22 protein-coding genes are annotated in these 24,364 nt (G+C 31.1%); 1 reads left to right on the plus strand and 21 read right to left on the minus strand.

Annotated features, from left to right (window positions below):
- Positions 1–32 precede the first annotated feature (32 nt).
- The 17 genes from leuB to cdaA all read right to left on the minus strand — a co-directional run bounded on the left by leuB (position 33) and on the right by cdaA (position 17,809).
- The gene (gene leuB / locus L1S46_RS20395; RefSeq protein WP_011967568.1) at positions 33–1,115 is read right to left on the minus strand and encodes a 3-isopropylmalate dehydrogenase; all 1,083 of its coding nucleotides are present in this window, start codon (positions 1,113–1,115) and stop codon (positions 33–35) included.
- A gap of 139 nt (positions 1,116–1,254) precedes the next feature.
- A complete protein-coding gene (gene leuD, locus L1S46_RS20400; protein ID WP_011967567.1) occupies positions 1,255–1,740 on the minus strand; it encodes a 3-isopropylmalate dehydratase small subunit in 486 nt (161 codons plus the stop codon).
- A gap of 13 nt (positions 1,741–1,753) precedes the next feature.
- Positions 1,754–3,013 (minus strand): 3-isopropylmalate dehydratase large subunit, encoded by a 1,260-nt coding sequence (leuC, locus tag L1S46_RS20405; RefSeq protein ID WP_238900823.1) that lies wholly within the window; start codon positions 3,011–3,013, stop codon positions 1,754–1,756.
- Between the two features lie 13 nt (positions 3,014–3,026).
- Positions 3,027–4,622 carry a citramalate synthase gene (cimA, locus tag L1S46_RS20410; protein ID WP_011967565.1) on the minus strand — a complete coding sequence of 532 codons (1,596 nt, stop codon included), beginning with the start codon at positions 4,620–4,622 and terminating at the stop codon, positions 3,027–3,029.
- A gap of 65 nt (positions 4,623–4,687) precedes the next feature.
- Complete coding sequence (gene ilvN / locus L1S46_RS20415) at positions 4,688–5,197, minus strand: acetolactate synthase small subunit (protein ID WP_011967564.1); 510 nt, start codon at positions 5,195–5,197, stop codon at positions 4,688–4,690.
- A 539-nt stretch (positions 5,198–5,736) separates the two neighbouring features.
- Complete coding sequence (locus L1S46_RS20420; RefSeq protein ID WP_011967563.1) at positions 5,737–6,162, minus strand: hypothetical protein; 426 nt, start codon at positions 6,160–6,162, stop codon at positions 5,737–5,739.
- A gap of 227 nt (positions 6,163–6,389) precedes the next feature.
- The gene (glmM, locus tag L1S46_RS20425) at positions 6,390–7,736 is read right to left on the minus strand and encodes a phosphoglucosamine mutase (RefSeq protein WP_011967562.1); all 1,347 of its coding nucleotides are present in this window, start codon (positions 7,734–7,736) and stop codon (positions 6,390–6,392) included.
- A 215-nt stretch (positions 7,737–7,951) separates the two neighbouring features.
- Positions 7,952–8,260 (minus strand): YerC/YecD family TrpR-related protein, encoded by a 309-nt coding sequence (locus L1S46_RS20430; RefSeq protein ID WP_038458148.1) that lies wholly within the window; start codon positions 8,258–8,260, stop codon positions 7,952–7,954.
- A 185-nt stretch (positions 8,261–8,445) separates the two neighbouring features.
- The gene (locus tag L1S46_RS20435) at positions 8,446–9,282 is read right to left on the minus strand and encodes an AIM24 family protein (protein WP_011967560.1); all 837 of its coding nucleotides are present in this window, start codon (positions 9,280–9,282) and stop codon (positions 8,446–8,448) included.
- A 38-nt stretch (positions 9,283–9,320) separates the two neighbouring features.
- Positions 9,321–10,145 (minus strand): 2-amino-4-hydroxy-6-hydroxymethyldihydropteridine diphosphokinase, encoded by an 825-nt coding sequence (folK, locus tag L1S46_RS20440; protein ID WP_011967559.1) that lies wholly within the window; start codon positions 10,143–10,145, stop codon positions 9,321–9,323.
- 12 nt (positions 10,146–10,157) lie between these two features.
- A complete protein-coding gene (gene folP / locus L1S46_RS20445) occupies positions 10,158–10,967 on the minus strand; it encodes a dihydropteroate synthase (RefSeq protein WP_238900824.1) in 810 nt (269 codons plus the stop codon).
- 16 nt (positions 10,968–10,983) lie between these two features.
- On the minus strand, positions 10,984–11,457 hold the full coding sequence (locus L1S46_RS20450; protein ID WP_011967557.1) for an HD domain-containing protein: 474 nt from the start codon (positions 11,455–11,457) through the stop codon (positions 10,984–10,986).
- Between the two features lie 144 nt (positions 11,458–11,601).
- Positions 11,602–12,669 carry a butyrate kinase gene (gene buk, locus L1S46_RS20455; RefSeq protein ID WP_238900825.1) on the minus strand — a complete coding sequence of 356 codons (1,068 nt, stop codon included), beginning with the start codon at positions 12,667–12,669 and terminating at the stop codon, positions 11,602–11,604.
- Between the two features lie 144 nt (positions 12,670–12,813).
- Positions 12,814–13,731 carry a phosphate butyryltransferase gene (ptb, locus tag L1S46_RS20460; protein WP_257788281.1) on the minus strand — a complete coding sequence of 306 codons (918 nt, stop codon included), beginning with the start codon at positions 13,729–13,731 and terminating at the stop codon, positions 12,814–12,816.
- Positions 13,732–13,994: 263 nt separating this feature from the next.
- Positions 13,995–15,596 (minus strand): FAD-dependent protein, encoded by a 1,602-nt coding sequence (locus L1S46_RS20465; RefSeq protein WP_011967554.1) that lies wholly within the window; start codon positions 15,594–15,596, stop codon positions 13,995–13,997.
- Positions 15,597–15,767: 171 nt separating this feature from the next.
- The gene (locus tag L1S46_RS20470) at positions 15,768–16,988 is read right to left on the minus strand and encodes a CdaR family protein (protein ID WP_238900826.1); all 1,221 of its coding nucleotides are present in this window, start codon (positions 16,986–16,988) and stop codon (positions 15,768–15,770) included.
- The gene (gene cdaA, locus L1S46_RS20475; protein ID WP_011967552.1) at positions 16,961–17,809 is read right to left on the minus strand and encodes a diadenylate cyclase CdaA; all 849 of its coding nucleotides are present in this window, start codon (positions 17,807–17,809) and stop codon (positions 16,961–16,963) included. Before cdaA ends, L1S46_RS20470 begins: the two co-directional genes overlap by 28 nt.
- A 244-nt stretch (positions 17,810–18,053) precedes the next feature.
- On the opposite strand from cdaA, the gene L1S46_RS20480 reads away from it, so the two are divergent.
- The gene (locus L1S46_RS20480) at positions 18,054–18,659 is read left to right on the plus strand and encodes a cell wall hydrolase (RefSeq protein WP_011967551.1); all 606 of its coding nucleotides are present in this window, start codon (positions 18,054–18,056) and stop codon (positions 18,657–18,659) included.
- A 70-nt stretch (positions 18,660–18,729) separates the two neighbouring features.
- Here L1S46_RS20480 and iadA read toward each other — a convergent pair whose 3' ends face one another.
- From iadA to L1S46_RS20500, 4 genes are all read right to left on the minus strand, one after another.
- Entirely contained in the window at positions 18,730–19,905 is a 1,176-nt protein-coding gene (iadA, locus tag L1S46_RS20485; protein ID WP_238900827.1) for a beta-aspartyl-peptidase, read from the minus strand.
- Positions 19,906–20,066: 161 nt separating this feature from the next.
- Positions 20,067–21,332: a tetratricopeptide repeat protein gene (locus tag L1S46_RS20490; RefSeq protein WP_238900828.1), complete on the minus strand. Its 1,266-nt coding sequence runs from the start codon at positions 21,330–21,332 to the stop codon at positions 20,067–20,069.
- Between the two features lie 144 nt (positions 21,333–21,476).
- Positions 21,477–23,096, minus strand: coding sequence for a phosphoenolpyruvate--protein phosphotransferase (ptsP, locus tag L1S46_RS20495; RefSeq protein WP_238900829.1), 1,620 nt, complete (start codon positions 23,094–23,096; stop codon positions 21,477–21,479).
- A gap of 230 nt (positions 23,097–23,326) precedes the next feature.
- Positions 23,327–24,361, minus strand: coding sequence for a ribonucleotide-diphosphate reductase subunit beta (locus L1S46_RS20500; RefSeq protein ID WP_238900830.1), 1,035 nt, complete (start codon positions 24,359–24,361; stop codon positions 23,327–23,329).
- Positions 24,362–24,364: the final 3 nt, after the last annotated feature.

Raw genomic sequence — 24,364 nt, forward strand, 5'->3', positions numbered from 1 at the left:
GATAACTAGCAATGTATAAATTGATTTAGATTCTATTTTGTTGCCTCTAATTTCTCGCGAACTAGATTTCCCATTTCAATTGTTCCAACTTTCTTCTTACCTTCAGTCATTATATCTCCAGTTCTATATCCATCTTCAAGAACTGCTAAAACTGCATTTTCAATAGATTTTGCTTCTTCCTCCAATGAAAAACTATACCTAAGCATCATTGCTGCTGAAAGAATAGTTGCTAACGGATTAGCAATTCCTTGTCCTGCGATATCAGGAGCACTTCCATGAATTGGTTCATACATTCCAAGAGTTCCTTCCCCAAGCGATGCTGAAGGTAACATACCTATTGAACCTGTAACCATACTTGCTTCATCTGATAATATATCTCCAAATATATTTGAAGTTACAATTACATCAAATTGATTTGGATCTTTTACTAACTGCATAGCAGTATTATCAACATACAAATGATTTACTTCAACTTCTGGATAATCCTTAGCCATCTCGTTAACTACACTTCTCCAAAGTCTAGAACTTTCTAATATGTTAGCTTTATCTACACTTGTAAGTTTCTTATTTCTTTTCATTGCTGTTTCAAATCCTATTTTAGCAATTCTAGTTATTTCATTTACATTATATCTTTCAGTGTCATAAGCACTCTTTACTCCATCTACTTCTTCCAATCCTCTTTCTCCAAAGTAAATTCCACCTGTTAATTCTCTAACTATGCAGATATCTATCCCATCTTTAACAATGCTATCTTTAAGTGGTGATTCATTTTTTAGTGGAGCATATAGTACTGCTGGTCTTAAATTACAATAAAGATTTAATGCACCCCTTAATCCTAGTAGCGCTTGCTCTGGTCTTATTTTAGCAGTAGGATCATCCCACTTAGGGCCTCCAACAGCTCCGAGTAGAACTGCATCACTTTTTTTACATGCTTCTAAAGTTGCTTCTGGAAGCGGAGTTCCTTCTTTATCAATAGCGCATCCACCTGCTAATACATATTCATATTCAAATCTATGCCCAAATTTATCTCCAATAACTTTTAAAACCTTTATTGTTTCATCTATCACTTCTGGGCCAATTCCATCCCCTGGTATTACAGCTATATTACATTTCATTATGATAATCCCCCTCTTATAATTGCCTATTTCTTATTGCTTTTTAATCAAAATTTAATTATTAATTCTAGTTATTAGTATCCTTCTCTTAAGAAAATATATTAGTTTAATTTGATTCTTCTTTTAATAATCAGTTTTTCTATCTATTTCTTATATATCCAATCAATCCATCATTATCGATGATTTTTTGCATAAATTCAGGGAATGCTTCCCCTTGATACTCTTGGCTCTTAGTTAAATTTTTAATAAGACCTGTTGAGAAATCAACTTCTAATTCATCTCCTGCATCAATATTTTTTACAGCTTCATCACATTCTAAAATTGGTAACCCAATATTGATTGCATTTCTATAAAATATTCTTGCGAAAGTTGATGCAATAACGCAGCTAACCCCTGCTGTTTTAATTGCTAAAGGTGCATGTTCTCTTGAAGAACCACATCCAAAATTCTTATTTGCAACAATTATATCTCCACTCTTTACATTTTTAACGAAATCCACATCTATATCTTCCATACAATGTGCAGCAAGTTCGTTAGCATCCGAAGTGTTTAAATATCTTGCTGGAATTATTACGTCTGTATCTACATTATCACCATATTTGAATACTTTACCTTTTACGCTCATTACTAAATACCTCCTACACTAATTCAGGATCAGTTATTTTTCCGGTTAAAGCAGACGCTGCTGCCACTGCTGGACTTGCTAGATATACTTCTGACTCAACATGCCCCATTCTTCCTACAAAATTTCTATTTGTTGTCGATACACATCTTTCACCTTTAGCTAAGATTCCCATATGTCCACCTAAACATGGTCCACAAGTCGGTGTTGAAAATGCAGTTCCAGCCTCTACCAAGTCAGTAACTATTCCTTCTTTTATTGCTTGTAAATAAATTTTTTGAGTTCCAGGGATAACTATACATCTGATGCCCTTTTTAACTTTCTTTCCTTTTAAGATATCTCTAGCTATTCTTAAATCTGAAATCCTACCATTTGTGCATGATCCAATTACAACCTGATCAATAGCTACATCCCCAGTATTATCAATTGTTCTTGTATTGTCTGGTAAGTGAGGAAATGAAACTGTTGGTCTTAATTCACTTAAATCAATTTCAAATACTTTATCATATTCTGCATCTTCGTCAGCTTCATAAACCTTCCATTCTCTAGAAGCATGATCTTTTAAATATTCTTCTGTTTTATCATCAACTGGGAAAATTCCATTCTTTCCACCAGCCTCTATTGCCATATTTGCCATTGTAAATCTATCATCCATTGAAAGATATTGTAAGCCATCACCTACAAATTCCATTGATTTATATAGAGCACCGTCAACACCAATCATTCCGATTATGTGTAAGATTATATCCTTACCACTTATCCATTTTGCTGGTTTATTCTTAAGTACGAATTTTAAAGCAGATGGAACCTTAAACCAACACTTTCCTGTAGCCATACCAGCTGCCATATCAGTTGATCCTATTCCTGTTGAAAAAGCCCCAAGTGCTCCATAAGTACATGTGTGTGAATCAGCTCCTATAACAACATCTCCAGCAACTACTAGACCTTTTTCAGGAAGTAAGCAATGTTCAATTCCCATTTCTCCTACTTCAAAGAAATTTTCTATCTCCATATTTTGAGCAAATTCTCTAATATATTTAACTTGTTCTGCTGCCTTTATGTCTTTGTTAGGGGTAAAGTGATCTGGTACTATAGCAATTTGGCTTTTGCTAAATACTTTATCTGTTCCAAACTTCTTAAATTCATTTACAGCAACTGGCGTTGTAATATCATTTCCTAATACTAAATCAAGATTTGCTTCAATTAATTGTCCAGCTTTTACAGCTTCCAATCCCGCATGAGCTGCTAAGATTTTTTGAGTCATTGTCATTCCCATGTTTTAATCCCCCTTAAAAATATGCTTTTACTTTTCTTTCAATATCTTTTATTAATTTATATTCTATTGAATCTACTAGAGCTATCCAACTAGCTTGAATTACATCCCGAGATACCCCAACAGTACTCCAACTTTCAATCCCATCTGTTGATTCAATTAATACTCTTACCTTTGCCTCAGTTGCACTTTCTGAATCCAAAACTCTAACTTTATAATCCACTAATCTTGCCTGTTTTAATTCTGGATAAAAAACTTCTAGTGCTTTCCTAATAGCCTTATCTAAAGCATTCACTGGTCCTTCGCCTTCTGCTGCTGTCATCTCATTTTGTCCATCAACTGTAATGTTTATTACTGCTGTTGATGAGAACTCCTCTGATCCATAGGGTTGTTCACCAATGATCTTAAAATGATTCAATTTAAAGAACGGTTTGTACTTTCCAATAATTTTTCTTATAACTAATTCAACTGTTCCTTCTGCTCCTTCAAACTGATACCCATCATATTCTAGTTCTTTCAATCTATCTGTAATCTTTTGAACTGATTTATCATCCTTAGATATATTAGGAAATATCTTTTGTATTTCCTGTAAAATTGTACTTTTGCCACTTACCTCAGATACTAAAAAGCGCCTCTTATTCCCTACCAATTCTGGCTCTATATGTTCATATGACTTTGGTGATTTAGTTACTGCATCTATATGCATTCCGCCTTTATGAGCAAACGCTGAATTTCCTACAAATGGATCTTCATCTGATAAAGTGATATTACAAATTTCAGCAATATACCTAGATGTTTTTGTTAGATTTACTAGCTCGTTATCATTTAAAACTTTATATCCAAGCTTTAGTTTTAATGTAGGTATTATTGTGCTTAAATTAGCATTCCCGCATCTTTCTCCTATTCCAATAAAAGTTCCTTGAATCTGACTCGCTCCTGCCTCCACTGCCATGATCGAATTTGCAACTGCCATCCCCATATCGTCATGACTATGAATTCCAAGCTCAACCTTCACTGTTTCTTTTATGGTTTTAGTTATGCTATATATCTCTTGAGGTAAAGCCCCTCCGTTAGTGTCACATAGTACAACTACTTTTGCCCCTGCTTCTTCTGCTGCCTTTAAAGTTGCCATCGCATACTCTTTGTTGGCTTTATATCCATCATAAAAATGTTCTGCATCAAATATTACTTCTTTCCCCTTAACACACAAATACTCAATTGTGTCTTTTATCATATTTACATTTTCACTTAAAGAAGTTTTTATAATATCTGTTACTTGAAAGTCCCATGACTTCCCAAATACCACAATTGTGTCTGCCCCTGATGACAGTAAGTCTTTTAGATTTTTATCATCTTCTACGTTAATTTTAGGTCTTCGTGTAGATCCAAATGCTACGACCTTTGCGTTCTTAAGTTCCACATCCTTAAGCCTTTTAAAGAATTCCATATCTTTTGGATTTGATCCTGGATTACCAGCTTCAATGTAATCAACTTTCATCTCATCCAAAACTTTTACTATTTTAATTTTATCTTCTAATGAAAATGAAATTCCTTGACCTTGGGCTCCATCTCTTAGAGTAGAATCAAATATTTTCACCTGATTCTGAGCCATATATGATTATCCCCCTTTTCATTTTATTGCCTTATTGCTTTTAGATTATCTTTATTTAATGTACATTAATAAGATTCAATGGAATTTCTTATAGTTTTTTCCCCTCTTTGTAGTGCTGTCACACCTGTTCTAACCAATTCTTCTATTCCATACTCCTCCATCAGGTTTATTAATGCTGATATTTTATTTTCATCCCCGGTTAATTCTATCGTTAAAGTGTCTGTAGACAGGTCAATTATCTTGCTTCTAAAAATATTTACAGTTTCATTTATTGCGGCTCTGTTTTCTGCACTTGCCTTTACCTTAATTAGCACCAATTCCCTATAAACAGAGTCATCAGCTTTAAAGTTTATAACCCTTATAACATCTTCTAATTTATTTAGCTGCTTCTTAACCTGTTCTAATACATTCTCGTCTCCCATAAGTGTAATTGTCATTCTCGAAATTGAAGGATCTTCAGTTCTACCAACAGTTAAACTATCGATATTGTATCCTCTTCTTGAAAACAATCCACTGACTCTACTCAAAACACCAGATGAATTCTTTACTAAGACAGATAATACATGCTTCTCCATTGCCTTCCCCCCTTAAAAATGGTTAAAAAAATCCACCCTTAATGATATAAATCATAAGAAGTGGGATAATATTCCGCCTTACATAATATCACTAGGTTCTAACAAACCCTTGCATATAACGGATGCACACCGGATATCTTTTACTCAAGAAACGTTGTTCCTCTTTCTGGATTCTGCTCAGGAGTGATAATTATAGAGCTAAAGTATCGATTCTCACCAGCCATCGACTCTCTGCAACTTATCTACTAAATAATTTTCTCCATCTCAGCATTTTATAGCTTAAGGACCTATTTGATTTTCCTGTTAGACTAAATTGTACTCTCGGTTTTTATTGTTGTCAACATTTTAATTATATATTTTTCATTATCATTTTTTTATATATTTACAATATATGAAAATTAACTATTTATCATTTTTTTATGCACTTTTTTAACTATATATCAATACACTAAGACTTAATTTAATTATATTAATCTTTATAGTAGCTTAAATTAACAATTTAAATAAGCTCACTTTTATTGTTTTTTTAATTTGGAGTACTACATCCTGCTAACATTTGTTCCATAATCATCCATATATTCAACTTCTTGAATGTTTGCTAAAACTGTATCTAAACTATAATCATATATGTTAAAATTTATTTTTGCTTCACATAACTTTGAAATTATCTCTTCCTTCTCATCTTCAAAAACTAACTCTTTATTAATTTCTTCAATGAATGACGCTGTTTTATATATTTCGCATTTCGCTCCCTCTTCGGCACCTAACTGTGTAAATACGTTGTACCTATATTCATCTCCACCTATTTCAGTAGCATCATTATAACCATCCTTATGAAAAACATCATCAAGACGCAATTCATAATACATATTAATATATGCTTTTACTCCTTCTATATCATTAAATCCCTTGCAATTACCGGTTGGCATCACTACTAGATATTCATTATAAGGTTCTTTGTCCATATAAATGCCTCCTTTATCAACGTATTATTATTTTATGTATTAATCTATTTATCCCCTTATTGTTCATTTGTTATTCATAAAAAATTATATGTAAAAAGACAAACTTTCAAGCAACTTTATAAACTTATAGCAATTTTAAATTAGTTTTATCTATTTTGGGTAAATAAATAAAAAAGGAACTCATTTAATAGAGTTCCTCTTAACAAAATTATATATACTTTATTTAATTAATTATATTTCTTCTCGATTAAGTTTGCTAAATTATGAGCCATTTCATCTATCTCAGCTTGATTTTCTCCTTCAAGCATTACTCTTACTAGCGGTTCAGTTCCAGATGGTCTTATAAGTACTCTTCCAACACCATTTAAAGCTTCTTCTATTTTTCTTATTTCGTTTTGTATTTCATCATCTGTCAAATATAAATCTTTTTTATCGTTTGGTATTGTTGCATTAGCTAAAACTTGTGGTAATTCCTTCATTATTGAACATAATTCAGATAATGCTTTTTCCTTTTTCTTAACTATCCCTGCAATTTGAAGCGCTGTTACTAATCCATCTCCAGTCGAATTATAATCTAAGAATATAACATGACCTGATTGTTCTCCACCTAAGACATATTTGTTTTTAACCATTTCTTCTAAAACATATCTATCTCCAACAGCAGTCTTAACAATGTTTATTTTTTCATTTTTGCATGCAATATCTAATCCAAGATTGCTCATTACAGTTACAACTAATGTATCATCTTTTAACTTACCAAGTTCCTTTAAATATTTTGCACATAACATTAGTATAAAATCACCATTTATTAAATTACCTTTTTCATCAACAGCTAAACATCTATCTGCATCTCCATCAAAGGCAAAACCTAAATCGCATTTCTTTTTAATTACATATTCCATTAATTCTTCTGGATGCGTAGATCCACAATTTTCATTTATGTTTGTTCCGTCTGGATTGTCATTAATTACAAATACATCAGCGCCTAGTTCTCTAAACGCTTTTACTGATGATTTATATGCAGCTCCATTGGCACAATCTAATGCTATCTTTAATCCCTTCAAGCTATAAGGTATAGTGTTTTTAGCAAATTCTATATAATCATCTAATGCTGACACTTCAATTGTCTCTCTGCCCAAATCTGTGCCTGTTGGACTTGGAACTCCTTCAAAATCACTTTCAATGACTCTTTGAATCTCATCTTCCAATTCATCCGAAAGCTTGTATCCTTTATCGTTAAAGAACTTAATCCCATTATATTCTACTGGATTATGTGATGCAGAAATCATAACACCCGCATCTGCTCCATATTTCCTTGTTAAGTATGCAACAGCTGGTGTAGGTACTACTCCAAGCACTATTGCTTCAGCTCCAACTGATAATATTCCTGCTATTAATGCTGATTCTAACATATCTCCTGATATTCTTGTATCTTTTGCCACTAATATTTTAGGCTTATGAGCTCCTTCTGTTAATACATATGCTCCTGCTCTTCCAAGATCATACGCAATTCTTGCTGTTAATTCTGTATTTGCAACTCCTCTAACTCCATCAGTTCCAAACATTCTACCCATAATTTTACCTCACTTTTTCATTCTGTTATAGTCACTCAATTACTATAATATACTTAATCACTTACAATGGATAATATTATTTGCAATTTCTTCAGTGCCTACCTTAAATAGTATAATATTTTTAACACGTATTTACAATCTTCTCTTTCTGTTATAATATTACTATTTTACAATCAATTACACATAAGAATAATATTTTTAGAATCAGCATCTATTTAGTCTATATTTTCATCTTTTAATCTTTCTAAAACTAAATTATATCCATCACTGCCATAATTCAAACATCTATTAACTCTACTAATTGTTGCAGTGCTAGCTCCAGTTATTTCAGCTATTTCTGAATAAGTCTTTTTACATTTAAGCAGCTTTGCTACATGTAATCTTTGTGCTAATGATTTAACTTCATTTATTGTCGCTACATCTTCAAAGAATTTATAACATTCATCTATATTTTTAAGTTCTAAAATTGATTTAAAAAATAAATCTAATTCTTTACTTTTTAGCTTTGACTCTAAAGAACCCACTTTATCACCTCTTGTAATACTTATTTTCTCTTTAATTATAACCATCTAAAGCTTACTTTACAACTTTAATATACGAAAGCATATATTAATATGAATTACATAAAATTCATAAAACAAAGAAGAAGCTTATTATAAAATAAAATTTATAATACACTTCTTCTTTAATTAAATTTATAATATTCTAATTATAGATCTTCAACATTACTTTCTGGATTTATGCCACTTATCGCGTCCAATCCCTTAATATTTAAATCCTTGTATATACTTTTTGTAGGTACTAGCCAAACTTCTCCAGTACCTCTATATACATTGACCATACCTTCTCCACTAACTGCAGTTCCTATAATTGATTTAGATGATTTCTCCACTGAGAATTCAATGTTTCCTGTCCTTAAGATAGCAAAGTTTCCATCTACCTTTAAAGTATCGTTAATTAATATACATTTAAATATTTCACTTTCTGGAACTGGAACCTTAAGAACAACTATTCCGCTACCTTCTATCCTAGTTTGATACAGTCCCTCATTCCCTAGAAAAGCTGACGATACATTTTTTTGCATTGTTGCATCAATTTCTATACCTTCTTCACATGCATAAAACATATTATCTCCCACAACTATTTCATCATCCTCTAGTTCTATTAATGCAAAATGACCAAAAGAAGGCTCTAAAAATATTTCTCCAGTCCCACTATAAGTAGGCCTAAATATACTTTCTCCTATTAATTTACTTGATATTATCTTTTTGCCAAGTCCCAACAACCCACCTGATTTATTTGTTATTTGAATCTTCCCTTTCATATAGCTCAAAGAACCTGGTTCAAGTGTTACCGAACTATCTTCTAGCAATATTCTCACTTGTTTTAATTTTATACCACTCTTTTTCATTATGTTAAGTCCAAAAGCAGTTTGAACATCAGTCGCTCCGTCTAAATTCTCATATTCCAATATTTGAAACTTTGATTCACATTCCATTTCAGATAACATATTTAATTTGTTAGTAAACTTTAGTGAACTTCTCATAAAATTACCCCTACCTTATAATAAGCTGTTTCATGTTTTTAATTGTCCTTTTTCTCTAACTCCTCTAAAAGAGTGAATACTCTCTTATTGAGCACAGGATGCATAAGATATGGTGCTATTTCACTTAATGGTTTTAATACAAATTCTCTCTCATGCATTCTTGGATGTGGAAGAATCACCTTTTCATTTGAAGAAACCACTGAATCATATATAATAATATCCAGATCAATAGTTCTAGGTCCCCATTTTATAGTCCTCTTTCTATCTAGATTTGCTTCGATTCCAAGTAGTACATCCATAAGTTCTTCTGCTTCTAATATAGTTTCTATTTCCACAACACCATTTAAAAAATCTTCCTGTTCTAAGTATCCCCATGGTTTTGTTTTAATAAACGATGACTTTCTTATTATTTCAATATTTTTTTCTGCAGATATTTTATTTATTGCGTCCTCTAAATATTGTTCTTTATTCCCAATATTAGATCCTAAACTTATATATGCTTTGTGCCTTCTTCTTTCAATCATTATTTCTACAGTATCTAAATGTTTTTTTATAGGGGCCCAAGGCTTTTTTAGGAACACCTTAACACCTTCTATTATCTTATATTCATTAAGAATAAAATCAGCTAAATTTAAAGTTGCTGTTTCTATAAGCTCATAGTTCTTTCTTTTAAATTCATCTTCTATTTTTTCACACAATTCACCATAATGAACTGTTTTAGTTAAATCTCCAGTTTTTCCTGCTAATTTTAGATCTATATCTAGCTCAAAAGATAAAATGAACTTTTGACCTAATCTTTTTTCCTCTTCGAAAACTCCATGAAAGCCAAATAACTCTAATTCTCTTATATACATCTTATCCAAAACTCATCCATCCTATCTTCTTACGATTATATCAGTCATCTTTGCTGCTCTTGAATTTTCAAGCACATCATGAACTCTTACAAAATCACAAGCATCTTTCATTATTCCAATAACCGTTGTTGCAACTGTCCCCTCTATTCTTTCCTCTACAGGCAAATTAAGAGCTAATCCTATCATAGACTTTCTGGAAGTGCCAAGCAATATCGGATATCCCAACTCTTTGATTCTTTCTAAGTTATTCATAGCTTCTAAATTTTCTTCATAGGTCTTTCCGAAACCTATACCTGGATCTAGTATTATATTTTCATCTTTTACTCCAGCATCCTTAGCAATATTAATACATTCTTTCAAATCATTTAATATATCTTCCATTAAATTTTTATACTCTGTATTATCTCTATTATGCATTAGACAACAAGGTACATTATATTTTGCCGCAACTTTTGCCATATCGTTATCTTTTTTAAATCCCCATATATCATTAATAAGGTTCGCACCAGCTTCTATTGCTTGCTCTGCAACTTTAGCTTTGTATGTATCTATTGATACTGGTATATCAAAATTTTCTTTTATAGCTTTTATTATAGGTACAACTCTTGAAATTTCTTCTTCTTCACTTACTATCTCATATCCCGGTCTTGTAGATTCCCCTCCTACATCTATTATGTCAGCTCCGTTATCTATCATTTCTTTCACATGTTTTACAGCAACATCAATGTCATTAAATTTTCCTCCATCTGAGAAAGAATCTGGCGTAAAATTTAATATTCCCATAATATATGTTCTTTCCCCTATATTAAATTCCTTACTTCCTATTTTCATTGATTTATAGCTCCTTTTAATAATATATTTTAAAATTTTTCTTTTCATCTCCCCAATTACATTCATCAATAGACTTACAGCTAATGCATAGCCGTGAGAGTTTATCTGCTCTATACATGAGCTGTGCAAAGTTTTCACTCTTTTTATCTCTGTGTCCTAGTATTCCTTGTTTTATAATTTCAATTTCTTCCTCATTATATCTGTAATTATGTAAAATTTCTTTTGAAATCTCCCATGATGATATTTCATGAGGTGTTCCATTTTCATACTGAAGCGACTTTCCTATATCATGGAGAATTGCAGTAGTATATATAATTTCTTTGTTAAATCCTAGACTTTCTTCGAGATTTATTAATTGTGCTATTCGTGCTACATCTAAAAAGTGTTTTAAATTATGCTTGCAAAATTTTCTATCTTTTTCAAACTTTTTATTTCTTTTTAAATAATATATATATTCTGTGTCATTCAAAATACAATTAAATCTATCCATATCATACCCCAATTAAACTTATTCTTTACTAAATATCATTACGATTATTTTATTATATCATTTGGCCACAGTTTAGCGATATATATATGCGAATTTTATGTAAAAAAATACACCTAGAAAATATCTCTAGGTGCATCTTTACGTCTAGTAAACCTTAGCTTGTTCTTCTCCATCAAGTACTCTTATAGCACCTTGAGCTAGAGCAAGTAATTCATCTTCTCCAGGATAAACTGTAACTGGGGCTATCCATTCAACTTTTGCTTTAAGGTCTGGAACAAGTGTTGGTGAGTATGCAATTCCTCCGGTAAAAATAATTTGATCAACTTTACCTTCTAATACAACTGACATTTCTCCGATTGCTTTTGAAATTTGATAAACAAATGCTTTGTATATTGATTCACATTCTTTATCTCCTTCTTCCATCTTATCAATAACACCTTTTACATCATTTGTGTTTAGATAACCAACAAATCCACCTTTTCCTACAGCCTTGCCATATACTTCTGCTTCACTATATTTTCCACTAAAACACATTTTAACTAAATCACCAATTGGAACTGATCCAGCTCTTTCTGGTGAGAATGGGCCATCTCCATCTAATGCATTATTTACATCGACAACTTTCCCATGATTGTGAGCACCAACTGAAACGCCTCCACCCATATGTACAACTACAAGATTTAGGTTTTCATATCCTTGTCCACTTTCTTTTCCATATCTTTTAGCTACCGCTTTTTGATTTAAAGCATGGAATTTACTTTTTCTTGGTAGTTCTGGTACTCCAGATAGTCTTGCTACATCTGCTAACTCATCTGTAACAACTGGATCTACTATAAATGATGGAATATTTAATTCATCTCCAATTGACTTGGCAATTATTCCGCCAAGGTTAGAAGCATGAGGTCCTTGAACTCCAACTTTTAAATCTTCAACCATTGCATCATTTACTGCATATGTTCCACCTTCAACTGGTCTAAGCATTCCACCTCTACCAACAATAGCACTTAGAGTCTTTATATCAGAATTCTTTTCTTTAAGAACATTTAATATAACTTCTTTTCTAAATTCAAATTGATCATATATTGTATCATATCTCTTTATTTCTTCATTTGTGTGTCTCAAAGTTTCTTCAAATAGTTCCTTTTCTCCTTCGTAAACACCAATCTTTGTTGATGTTGAACCTGGATTGATTATTAATAGCTTATATGACATTCTGAATCCCCCTTAAATTTAATGCATTCTATACAGTCATAATGCATAATTTTCAGAAGAAATTATTATAGAATCTAATAGTGCATTGCAAATTCCATATAAATCTCTCCATTAATTATGCATTAATTATTATGGATTGATTTATTACTTATTTCTTGCTGCAACTAATGCTGCAAGAGCAATTGAATTAACTTTAGTTTCGAATGAATCTGCTCTTGAAGTTAAAATTACTGGTGCTGATGTACCTACTAAAAGTCCACCATTTCTTGATTTAGAGAAATATGTTAATGTTTTATACATTACATTTGCTGCTTCTATATTTGGTAATAATAATATATCAGCTTTACCTGCTACTGATCCTGTAACACCTTTATGATGAGCTGCTTCTTCTGATATTGCATTATCTAAGGCAAAAGGTCCATCAATTACGCATCCTTTAATTTGCCCCCTGTCACTCATTTTAGCTAACAATGCTGCATCAACTGTTGATTGCATACTTGTATTTACAACTTCAACTGGGCATATAGGTGCTACTCTTGGAACATCTATTCCACATGCATGAGCAACTACAACTGCATTATTTATCATTCCAACTTTATCCTTAAATTCTGGATATGTATTAAATGCTGCATCAGTTAAAAATAATAGTCTATCCCAACCTTCCACATCAAACACAGCTACATGGGACATTAATTTTCCTGTTCTAAGACCAACCTCTTTGTTTAATACGCTTCTTAGGAATGTTGCAGTATCAACTAGACCTTTCATTAACATATCTGCATGACCACTAGAAACTAATTTTACTGCTTCTAATGTTGCTTTCTTTGGATCTTTAATATCCATTATTTCATAATCAGATAAGTCCAAGTTTATTTTCTTTGCGATTTCATGGATTTGTTGTTTATCACCAACCAATATTGCTTGTGCGATGTTATTTTCTGTAGCTTCTTTTATAGCCTCTAATACTGGTTCATCTTGTGCTACGGCTACAGCCACTTTTTTTGTTGGAACTTCCTTTAATCTTGATAATAACTCATCAAAGTTTTTACTCATTTTTTGCACCTCTACTTTAATAATTTTTAACTTTTATATATAATTAATTTAATTGTTTGTTAAATTTATATCAATCAATGCTATGAATATTTCTTTATACCTTATTGTAACAAAAAAATATTGGAAATGTTGAATTTTCAGAATATTATTTTTATTATATTATTAATTTTATATATTCATTTTTATAAGATTTCACAACATGAACGTAATATAATATATCTTCCTCATCTTCTGAAAAGATTATACTAATTCCATTCATGTTACTTATAATCTTATTTTGGTAAATCGAATTTTTCAATTATATGTTCGGCAACCTTTATCCCGTCAACAGCCGCTGATATTATACCACCTGCAAATCCTGCTCCTTCTCCAGTTGGATAAAGTCCGCATACATTTATACTTTCAAGTGAAGCATTTCTATTCAATCTAACTGGTGCTGATGTTCTTGTCTCTATTCCAGTTAAAATTGCATCTTCTCTTGCATACCCTTTTATCTTTTTATCAAAATTTATAATTCCTTCTTTAAGAGCCTCTACAACATAATCAGGTAGACATTCTTTTAATTCCCTGAATTCATACCCTGCAGTATAACTCGGGATGACCTCACCCAACTTAGTTGACACTCTATCTTTCATGAAGTCTCCTACTAATTGAACAGGTGCTTTATAATTTCCACCACCTAGCTTAAATGCTAAACTTTCATAATGCCTTTGAAATTCCATTCCTCTAAGGGGTGAACTTCCTTTAAAATCTTCTGGAGAGACAGTCACCACTAGTGCTGAATTCGCATTATCTAAATCCCTTGCGTGATAACTCATACCATTAGACACAAGTCTTCCTTCTTCTGATGCTGCCGCAACCACTACTCCACCAGGGCACATGCAAAATGAATATACACCTCTTTTTAGCTTTTCACTTTGATATGTAAGTCTATAATCTGCCGCATGTAATTTAGGATGATTATGATTGTTGCCATATTGGTTAACATTTATTAATTCTTGTGGATGTTCAATCCTTACCCCTATTGCAAATGCCTTTGCATCCATTGATACATTTTCTCTATATAACATTTCATATGTATCTCTTGAACTATGTCCGATAGCTAGCACTAAAGCCTCACATGTAATATTCTTTCCATTGACAACTATGCTCTCTAACTTTCCATCTTTATATGTTATTTTCTCTAACTTAGAATTAAAGTTAACCTCTCCTCCAAGTCTCTTTATTTCTTCTCTGATATTCTTAACCACACCTTTTAAAAGATCTGTTCCAACATGAGCTTTGCTCTCATATTTAATTTCTGCTGGCGCCCCCGCCTTTATTAGTTCATCAAGAACAAATGAACACCTGTGATCTTTAATTCTTGTAGTTAATTTTCCATCAGAAAATGCACCTGCTCCTCCTTCTCCAAATTGAACATTTGATTCTAAATTAAGACGTCCATCCTTCCAAAACTTTTCCACAGTTTCAGTTCTTTTATCTACATCTTCCCCACGTTCATACACAATTGGTTTATATCCATACCTTGCTAATGTTAATGCTGCAAAAATTCCTGCTGGCCCAAATCCTACAACTACTGGTCTTGCTTTAATTTCTTCGGTACCACTTTTTATTGACTCAATTTCTCTAATTTCTTCAAAACTTATATCCTTATCATGTATTCTTGATAGTAACATTTTCTCCTTTTTACAAAATACATTAACGCTAAAGCTTACTTTTATATCATTCTTTTTTCTTGCATCTATACTTCTCTTGATTATATCTAATCTGCTAATATCTTCTTTTGACATATTAAGCTTTTTACATATTTTTTTCTCTAAAACATTTAAATCATCGTCTAAACTCAGATTTATATTATTTATTCTTATAGCCACAGACTTATCACCATATCCTTTCAACAAACAATCTATAATTATATATCTATTCAATCAAACTTCATATTTTATTTATTATTTCCCATCCTACCTTACTGCAAACTAATTCAAAGAAATTATATCATAAAAAATCACAGTATTAACAAATTAATTAATACTGTGATTTTATTATTATCCTTTTTTCTTTATTGTTACACTAACAGTTCCAACATCTGATACTGTTACATTATTAGCATTAACAAGTGTTGCCTGAGGTGTGTAATCAAAAGTACCTTCTTCTTTTACATTAGCTAAATCTAGTATTACACTTATATTTTGTGAACTTATCTTATCTAATGCTTCTTGTGTACCTGATAATTTTACATTGGATACTAAACTTTGATTTGTAACCAAAAATATATCACTTAAATTCTTGTACTGAACATTACATTCTATATTTTTAGTTGTATTCTCTTCCTTCTTTAATTTAAATTTAGCCTTAATTGATGCTTCTCCATCACTTATCGAAATACCTTCTGGCAAGTTAAGTTTGACATCGACTTCACTATCAGGCTGCAATGACGACATGTCCACGGCCTCTGTATCTATTGACTCCAACTTATTTAAAACCTGACTATCGCCTAATACAGTTACATTATTTTTACTTAATTCATACCCATCTAAAACAAATCCTTGAGGTACATTTCCCGTAGTCTTTACATTAACTGGCACTGTCTTCCCATTCGTAACCGTAATTGATAGCTTTGCAGTTTTTATATTAGATTCAATATTGCTAACTGCATTTCCAAATGAGTCTATAAATTGTATATTATAATCACCTTGCTTATTTTTATCTACATCTTTTTCTTCGCCAGTCAGAATAGCTTCAGTAACCTTATCTACGGAACTTTTCCCCCCTGTTATTGTTACGGTCTTAGGATTTATATTTTGCTCTTTTTCATAAATATTCTCTTTATAAGTTACTTTTACTTTTGAGCTTATCGTAAGTTCCTTTTGAGTCAATTCCTCTAGGTTAACTTTTATACCTAACATCCCATTATTCTTTATAGTTATATTTTCAGGATAACTCGTTATTTGGACTGGTATTGTATTTTCCCCTACTTTAAGTGCATAAGCCGACATATCAGCTACAATCTTAAAATCTTCTTTCTTCACCTTTAATATTTCACTTGATGGCCCCTCTAATTTTAAATCCACCGTAAATGGCTGTTTATTTACAATTGCGAATTTTGAATCTACTAAGGAATCCTCATTAGTTAATTCTACTGGTATTCCTTTTAATTCATAAGTCCTAAGTGGGTTCTCAACATTCGAGATATATAGCCACAGAACCACTGATAACAGTAAACAAATAATTTTAACAATTAACGTTCCGTTTTCACTTTTATCCATGACCTCACCTTCTCTCCCGCCGTTTTAACTCTTTTCTGGTTTCTATTTTCTACTACCTTCGTTAGTATAAGCTTTAATCTATCTTTATCATAACCTCTTGTAATTTTTCCATTGATCGCTAGCGATACTACACCAGTTTCTTCAGATACGATTATAACTAGCGCATCTGATACTTCTGATAAACCTATCGCTGCCCTATGCCTTGTTCCTAATTTCTTATTTATAGAATTATTACTAGTAAGCGGTAAAACGCATCCAGATGCCAAAATTCTATTATTTCTTATTATTGTTGCTCCATCATGTAGAGGAGTATTAACAACAAATATATTTTCCAAAAGATTCGAGGTGATTTTGGCATCTAATACTGTTCCTGCACCAATTAATTCATTTAAACCTGTACTTTGCTCCATTACAATTAGAGCTCCTGTTTTGCTTTCCGCTAAGTTTTGTACAGCAATTGTAATTTCATTAATCATAGTATTAAAATCTTCTCTATTATTAAGATAATGATCATCGAAAGCACTTCTTCCCAAATGTTCTAAAGCCCTTCTAATCTCCGGTTGAAAAATTATAACTACAGATAATACCCCGATGGTTAATGTCTTATTTAATATAAAATATAACATATCTAACTTTAATAAATAACTGATTGGAATAAGTGCTATAATTAATACTATTCCCTTTAATAATTGTTCTGCCCTTGTTTCCTTTATTAACATATATCCTTTATAAAATATATAGGACACTACTAGTATATCTAATATGGACCATATCGATATATTAGAAAAGCTTTTTATTAACATTGTTAAAAGTTCTTGCAAATTTCTTCTCACCTCTTTTTCTCTCACAATAAAATTATACAACAAATACTATGATATTAGATATAAAGAGAATTATTATTTTCTTACTTTTTAATTATTTTTATAGTAATTTTTTATTACTATTAATTAATTATAGTTTATATCGTTATAAAATCCTATAAATGATTATACGAATAAATAGTGTATATAATTACTTTCTTTGGCAATAATATTATTTGTTGCATTATACCGAAGGAGGTTTTTTATGAAAAAGACATATAGTATTTTTGTAACTGCGTTAATACTATATCTTTCCGTTATTAATATGAATCCAGCATTCGCATCTAATTTAGCTGGATCTCATGGTGAAATTAAGACTACTTATGAAAATCCAAAAATGAAAGTAAACTACTTAAGTGCTAATATAAACAATTCTCAGTCTGATGAGAAAAACAACGAAGTTTTAGAAGTTTTCAAACATGATACTCAACAATTATATATAACGGGTGAAGATATAGATCTAATGGCAAAACTTGTATCTGCTGAAAGTGGTGGTGAACCATATGCTGGAAAGGTTGCTGTAGCTTCTGTAGTATTAAATCGTACTATTGATCCTCATTTTCCAAATACTATTAGAGAAGTTATATTCCAAAAAAATGCCTTTTCATGCGTTAAGAATGGTAAAATAACTGCTAATCCAGATCAAGATTGCTATAATGCAGTATACGATGCGATTAGGGGCGCTGATCCAACAAATGATGCCTTATTTTTCTATAATCCGGCTACCGCAACATGTCATTGGATGAAAGAAACACAAAAAGTAAACGAAAAAATTATAGGGCATCACACTTTTTTCAAAGTAAAAGTGTAGCCTCTATATATTGATTTAAAAATAATGGGTTATATCAAATAAAAATGATATAACCCATCTCTTATTGCAATTACTTTTCAAAAAATCCTTTTACAATCACTTCTCCATTCTCCATCATTTTCTTTCCATTTGCAAAAACCATTTCTATATCTAAAGATTTTTCGTCCACTATCAATAAATCCGCATCTTTTCCTGACTCAATTGCGCCCTTATTAGCTAATTTCATGATTGCTGCAACGTTCGATGTTACTACTTTAATAGCGTCTTCAATTGGCACATTTTGTTCAGTAATTGCATATTTAATTTCCCTATATAATGTTGAAACTGAGCAAATTTCATATCCTTCTAACTTTCCGTCCTTATCAAATTTCTCCATGCTTCCATTTCCATCTGAAGTGAAAGTTATATGATCTATAGGTAATTTTTCATCTAAGTATTTTTTTAATCCTTCACCAGCTCTAAGTTCACCTTCTCCTAAATTCTCTAGGTCACAGCTAGTTGTTAAATCAATGAAACCACCTCTTTTAACATACTCTAAACCTTCCTTAAATAGCTTACCGTTTCTATTGATATGAGTCGGCAATAACTGAGTCTCAGGAATTTCTGTCTTATCTAGCAATTCAAATAAATAATTTAATTTCCTGTTTCCTTCACCTAAATGTATATTAACAATTCCACATTTATTTGATAGAAGACCTCCAACTCTACTTTCTGCTACTGCATTTGCAAATACTTCAAAGGTTTGCTGAGAACTTCTATGATCTGAAATAGCTATTTCCCCTATTCCGATTATTTCTTCAATCAACATTAAATCGCTCTTAATTGAGTCTGTTACAGTCTTAACAGGCAGCTCATATGAACCAGTAAAACAGTATGCAGACATGCCATCTTGTTTTAGTGCTTTCACCTTTGCTATCAATGATTTCATGCTTCTGCATGTTCCATCTGTTCCTATACATCCTACAACCGTGGTTATTCCTGCCTTAACCAAGCTAGATAATGACATTTCAGGAGTTCTTGTGTTATATCCACCTTCGCCTCCAGCACCTATAATGTGAACATGACCGTCTATAAACCCTGGAAAAAGTAATTTATTTCTTCCATCAATAACCTCAACATCTATCGGAGCAATTTTAATATTAAGATTTTCATATATCCCTTCTATTTTGCCCCCGACTATCACAACATCTTTTATTCCAAGGTGTTTAGGTGCATACACGTTACATCCTTTAATTATTGAAATCATATTCTCACCTATCCTTTATTTTAAATAAATACTCTAAATCATCACATCTAATAATAAAATGCCGATTATGTGATTATCTTTTCCTAATAGATATATTAATATGACAGTAATTTGCTTTTAAATTAAGAAGAATAAGTAATTTTAAATTTGAAACTTATTTCTTATTCCTTAATTATATTTTTCATATTATTATTAGCATACATTGAATCTGGATAATTATTTATTAGTATACTTGCATACTGCTTACTCTTATCCTTATTTATAGAACTGTTTAATAATGCCAGATCATAGAGTGCTTCTTCTACATATACACCATTAGGATACTGACTATAATATTCCTCATATTGCTTTACAGCTGCAGAGTTGTCAGATAGCTTTGAAGAGCTGCTGGCTCTATAAAATAATATATGTTCTTTTAAACTATTCCCTTCGCAGTATGCATACGCTTTATCTAAAAAAACTTTAGCATCTGAATATTTATTTTCATTAAAACTCTTTAATCCATTTTCATAAAATCTTGAAACTCCTTGATCTTTTATTAAATCAATAGCTTGCTTATATACTCCTTGATCATCACTACTTATAGATTCCTGTTTAATATCCTTTATTTGTTCATATATACCATCTAAATCATTATTATTTATTAATGCTATCATCTTATCCTTATTAAATTTAATATTATCATGTTCCTCTTTTACTTCTTCCTTTAATGTCTCTGGAGTGGATTCTTTATTATCCTTTTCCTCATATGTATCAGCTTCTTTATTAATATCGCTTTTATCTTTCGTTGTTTCTTCAACAGTATTATTTAAACTCTTATATTTTGATACAGCTGTATATCCACCCACTACAATAGCGGCCACTATAACCATAATTATTATTCCAAATAACCCCTTTGAGGAGTTTCTTTCCTCTATAAATGTTCCACTGCCTTTCAATTCTTTCTCGATTTTTTTTGCTGTAATTGCATTCTTATCGATATTTAGTACTTTCTCTGCATATTCTCTTGCTCTGTAGAAATCACCTTTCCTTTGATAGCACATAGCAATTCCAGTATTCACCTTAATAGCATTAAAATCACTCTCCGCACATCTCATAAATATATTTAATGCTTTATCAACCTTTAACTGCTTTAATGCTTGTTCTCCCTGCCTATATAACTCTAATCTCTTTCTATCTAAAATAGAATCATTTATGTAACTTTTTGCAATATCATCATTATTTAAATCACTATTCATCTTCCATACTGTAACTGCTTCTTCTAAATTACCCTTTTGATATAATAAGAGCCCTTTAAAGTTCAATACATTTGGGTTATCCAAACCTTCTAGTAATATATCTTCACATATTTCTAAAGCTTTATCTATTTGTCCCATCTCATAGTAACTCATAGCTTTATCATGAGCCCTTTTAACCTTTTTATTCATAAAATTCCCCTTTGTAATTTTTAATGCAATATGTTTTACCGATTCATAATATATATTATATCGCACTCAATTATAATAATTAAATATAAAAATTAAAGCTACCTCAATTAATTTTGAGATAGCCTTAATTATATAAACGATATATTATTCTTGTTCTAACATTATCTTTTTAGCATTTAAGATTGATGTAGCACTCATTGAGAATTCATCTAATCCATATTCAACTAATGTTGGGATAGCTGCTTCATCTCCAGCCATTTCTCCACACATTCCAACCCATTTACCATGTTTATGAGCTCCATCAATAGTCATCTTTATTAATCTTAATACTGCTGGATGCATTGGATTATAAAGATATGAAACTTTTTCGCTCATTCTATCAGCTGCTAATGTGTATTGAATTAAGTCATTAGTTCCTATTGAGAAGAAATCAACATGTTTAGCTAATTCATCTGCATAAACTGCTGCTGCTGGAATTTCAACCATTATACCCCATTGGATCTTTTCTGAGTATTCTTTTCCTTCAGCTTTTAATTCTGCCTTACATTCTTCAACAACTTCTCTTGCTTGCTCAAATTCTTCTAATCCAGAAATCATTGGGAACATAACTGCAAGATTTCCATATATAGAAGCTCTAAGCAATGCTCTTAACTGAACTTTAAATATATCTTTTCTATCTAAACAAAGTCTTATTGCTCTATATCCTAAGAATGGATTCATTTCTTCTGGTAATGGTAAATATGGAAGCGTTTTATCTCCTCCGATATCTAAAGTTCTTATAACAACTTGCTTACCTTCCATTTTTTCAAGAACAAATTTATATGATTCATATTGTTCGTCTTCTGTTGGAGCACTATCTCTATCCATGTATAAAAACTCTGTTCTGAATAATCCAACACCGTCTCCACCATTTGCTAAAACACCTAGTACATCTTCTGGTTTACCAATGTTTCCGCAAACTTCTATTCTTCTACCTGATTTAGTAGTTGTTTTAACATCTATTAATTTCTTTAATTCTTCTTGTTCTGCTTGGAATCTTGCTTTTTTCTCTCTATATTCTGCTAAAACTTCTTCTGATGGATTTATAATAACATCTCCTGTTATTCCATCAACTATAACTGCATCTCCTGTTTTAACAGCTGTAGTTATATCACCTAATCCAAGTACTGCTGGAATTTCTAAAGTTCTAGCCATTATAGCTGCATGTGAAGTTCTTCCACCTATATTAGTTATAAATCCAACAACCTTAGTTCTATCTAATCCTGCTGTATCAGATGGAGTTAAATCATGAGCTACAACTACTGTATTTTCTTCAGTAATTGCAAAAGAATCTCCGCCCTTACCTGCAAAATTTGATAATATTCTCTTAGATACATCTTTAATATCAGCAGCTCTTTCTCTCATATATTCATTATCCATAGATTCAAATATAGCAACAAAAGTATTTGCAACACTCTCAATAGCCTTTAATCCATTTATACTATTATTTTCAATTTCCATCATCATTGCTCCAGTAAATTCTGGGTCATCTAATAATGTAATGTGTGCTTCAAATACAGCTGCCTTCTCTGCACCCATTTCTTTTTCTGCCTTATCTTTAATAGCTTCTAATTGTACTTTAGAATCATCTAATGCTTTTTGCATTTTTGCTTTTTCTGCATCTATATCTGCAATTTTACTGTCATTTATAATGATTTCCTCATGCTCTTGTAAAAATACTTTTCCTATTGCATATCCTTTAGAAGCAGCAATACCTTTTTTCATAATATGGAACTCCTCCTTGATTGTAAATTTCATTTATTAAGTAAGTATTTCTTACATTAATTCGTGTATTTGCAAGTTTTATTTTAAGTATAAACCTTTTCTATTATAACATAATTCACAAAAAAATTAACTTAAATTTAATCGTTTTTTATGATTTTTACTAAAAAAAGTATCTCTCCATTTATCTATTACCATCTATTCCCTATTATTTTTATATTTTATAAATCTATTTATAAATCATCAATCAAAGTTGTCACTTTTGCATACGCAGTAGATCTTGCTTCGAAGAAATCAGTTTTAACAGAATTTGCATTTGATAGAGTATCTACCCATGAAGCTGGGTTCTTATCTTGCTCTTTGAATAATGGAGATAAATTTATTTCTCTCAATCTTTTATTTCCTAAATATTTTATATAATCTTCAATTAATTGCTTATTTATTCCTTGTATCTTATCTCCTATAACATAATGCCCCCATAAAATTTCTTGTTCTACACCAATCTTCATCATATTTCTTAATTCATTTTTTACTTCTTCAGTAAATAGCTCCGGATTTTCATTTTGTAGCTCTTTTATAATATTTCTAAAAAGCCACAGATGAGTATTTTCATCCCTATTTATATACCTAATTTCTTGTGCTGATCCTGGCATCTTACCATTTCTCTCCAGGTTATAGAAGAACATAAATCCAGAATAAAAATATATACCTTCTAATATGTAATTAGCCATAAGTGTTCTTAATAAATTGTATTCCGTTGGATTCTCTATAAATTCATTGTATAAGTCTCCTATGAATTTATTTCTTTTCAAGAGTATATCATCATCTTTCCATTGATATAATATTTCATTCCTTTTTTCAGGAGAACATATGCTATCAAGCATGTAGCTATAGCTTTGCGAATGTACTGCTTCTTGAAAACTTTGAATTGTTAAACACAGATTTATCTCACTTGCTGTAATATAATTATTTATATTACTTAAGTTTGCTGTTTGTATAGAATCTAGAAATATTAAGAATGACAATATCTTATCATATGCAATTCTTTCTTCTTCTAATAGGTTTTGATAATCCTTTAAATCTTGTGAAAGATTTACTTCCTCCGGTATCCAGAAATTATTCATTCCTTGCCTATACCAGTCTGAAACCCAGCTATATTTCATATTATTAAAATCATTTAAATTTGTAGTATTACCGTTTATAATTCTCTTTTTACTGATTTCTCTATCTCCCAACTCATTAAAAAGAGGTTTTTTATTTATAGTCATATC

Source organism: Clostridium sp. YIM B02500 (assembly GCF_022324665.1).
In the GTDB taxonomy this organism is placed as follows: Bacteria; Bacillota; Clostridia; order Clostridiales; family Clostridiaceae; genus Clostridium; species Clostridium beijerinckii.

Bases quoted from the DNA above. Each gene is read 5' to 3' on its own strand.
- leuB (WP_011967568.1), bottom strand. From the start codon at position 1,115: ATGAAATGTAATATAGCTGTAATACCAGGGGATGGAATTGGCCCAGAA.
- leuD (WP_011967567.1), bottom strand. From the start codon at position 1,740: ATGAGCGTAAAAGGTAAAGTATTCAAATATGGTGATAATGTAGATACA.
- leuC (WP_238900823.1), bottom strand. From the start codon at position 3,013: ATGGGAATGACAATGACTCAAAAAATCTTAGCAGCTCATGCGGGATTG.
- cimA (WP_011967565.1), bottom strand. From the start codon at position 4,622: ATGGCTCAGAATCAGGTGAAAATATTTGATTCTACTCTAAGAGATGGA.
- ilvN (WP_011967564.1), bottom strand. From the start codon at position 5,197: ATGGAGAAGCATGTATTATCTGTCTTAGTAAAGAATTCATCTGGTGTT.
- L1S46_RS20420 (WP_011967563.1), bottom strand. From the start codon at position 6,162: ATGGACAAAGAACCTTATAATGAATATCTAGTAGTGATGCCAACCGGT.
- glmM (WP_011967562.1), bottom strand. From the start codon at position 7,736: ATGGGTAGAATGTTTGGAACTGATGGAGTTAGAGGAGTTGCAAATACA.
- L1S46_RS20435 (WP_011967560.1), bottom strand. From the start codon at position 9,282: ATGAGAAGTTCACTAAAGTTTACTAACAAATTAAATATGTTATCTGAA.
- folP (WP_238900824.1), bottom strand. From the start codon at position 10,967: ATGAAAATAGGAAGTAAGGAATTTAATATAGGGGAAAGAACATATATT.
- L1S46_RS20450 (WP_011967557.1), bottom strand. From the start codon at position 11,457: ATGGATAGATTTAATTGTATTTTGAATGACACAGAATATATATATTAT.
- buk (WP_238900825.1), bottom strand. From the start codon at position 12,669: ATGTCATATAAGCTATTAATAATCAATCCAGGTTCAACATCAACAAAG.
- L1S46_RS20470 (WP_238900826.1), bottom strand. From the start codon at position 16,988: ATGGATAAAAGTGAAAACGGAACGTTAATTGTTAAAATTATTTGTTTA.
- L1S46_RS20480 (WP_011967551.1), top strand. From the start codon at position 18,054: ATGAAAAAGACATATAGTATTTTTGTAACTGCGTTAATACTATATCTT.
- iadA (WP_238900827.1), bottom strand. From the start codon at position 19,905: ATGATTTCAATAATTAAAGGATGTAACGTGTATGCACCTAAACACCTT.
- L1S46_RS20490 (WP_238900828.1), bottom strand. From the start codon at position 21,332: ATGAATAAAAAGGTTAAAAGGGCTCATGATAAAGCTATGAGTTACTAT.
- ptsP (WP_238900829.1), bottom strand. From the start codon at position 23,096: ATGAAAAAAGGTATTGCTGCTTCTAAAGGATATGCAATAGGAAAAGTA.
- L1S46_RS20500 (WP_238900830.1), bottom strand. From the start codon at position 24,361: ATGACTATAAATAAAAAACCTCTTTTTAATGAGTTGGGAGATAGAGAA.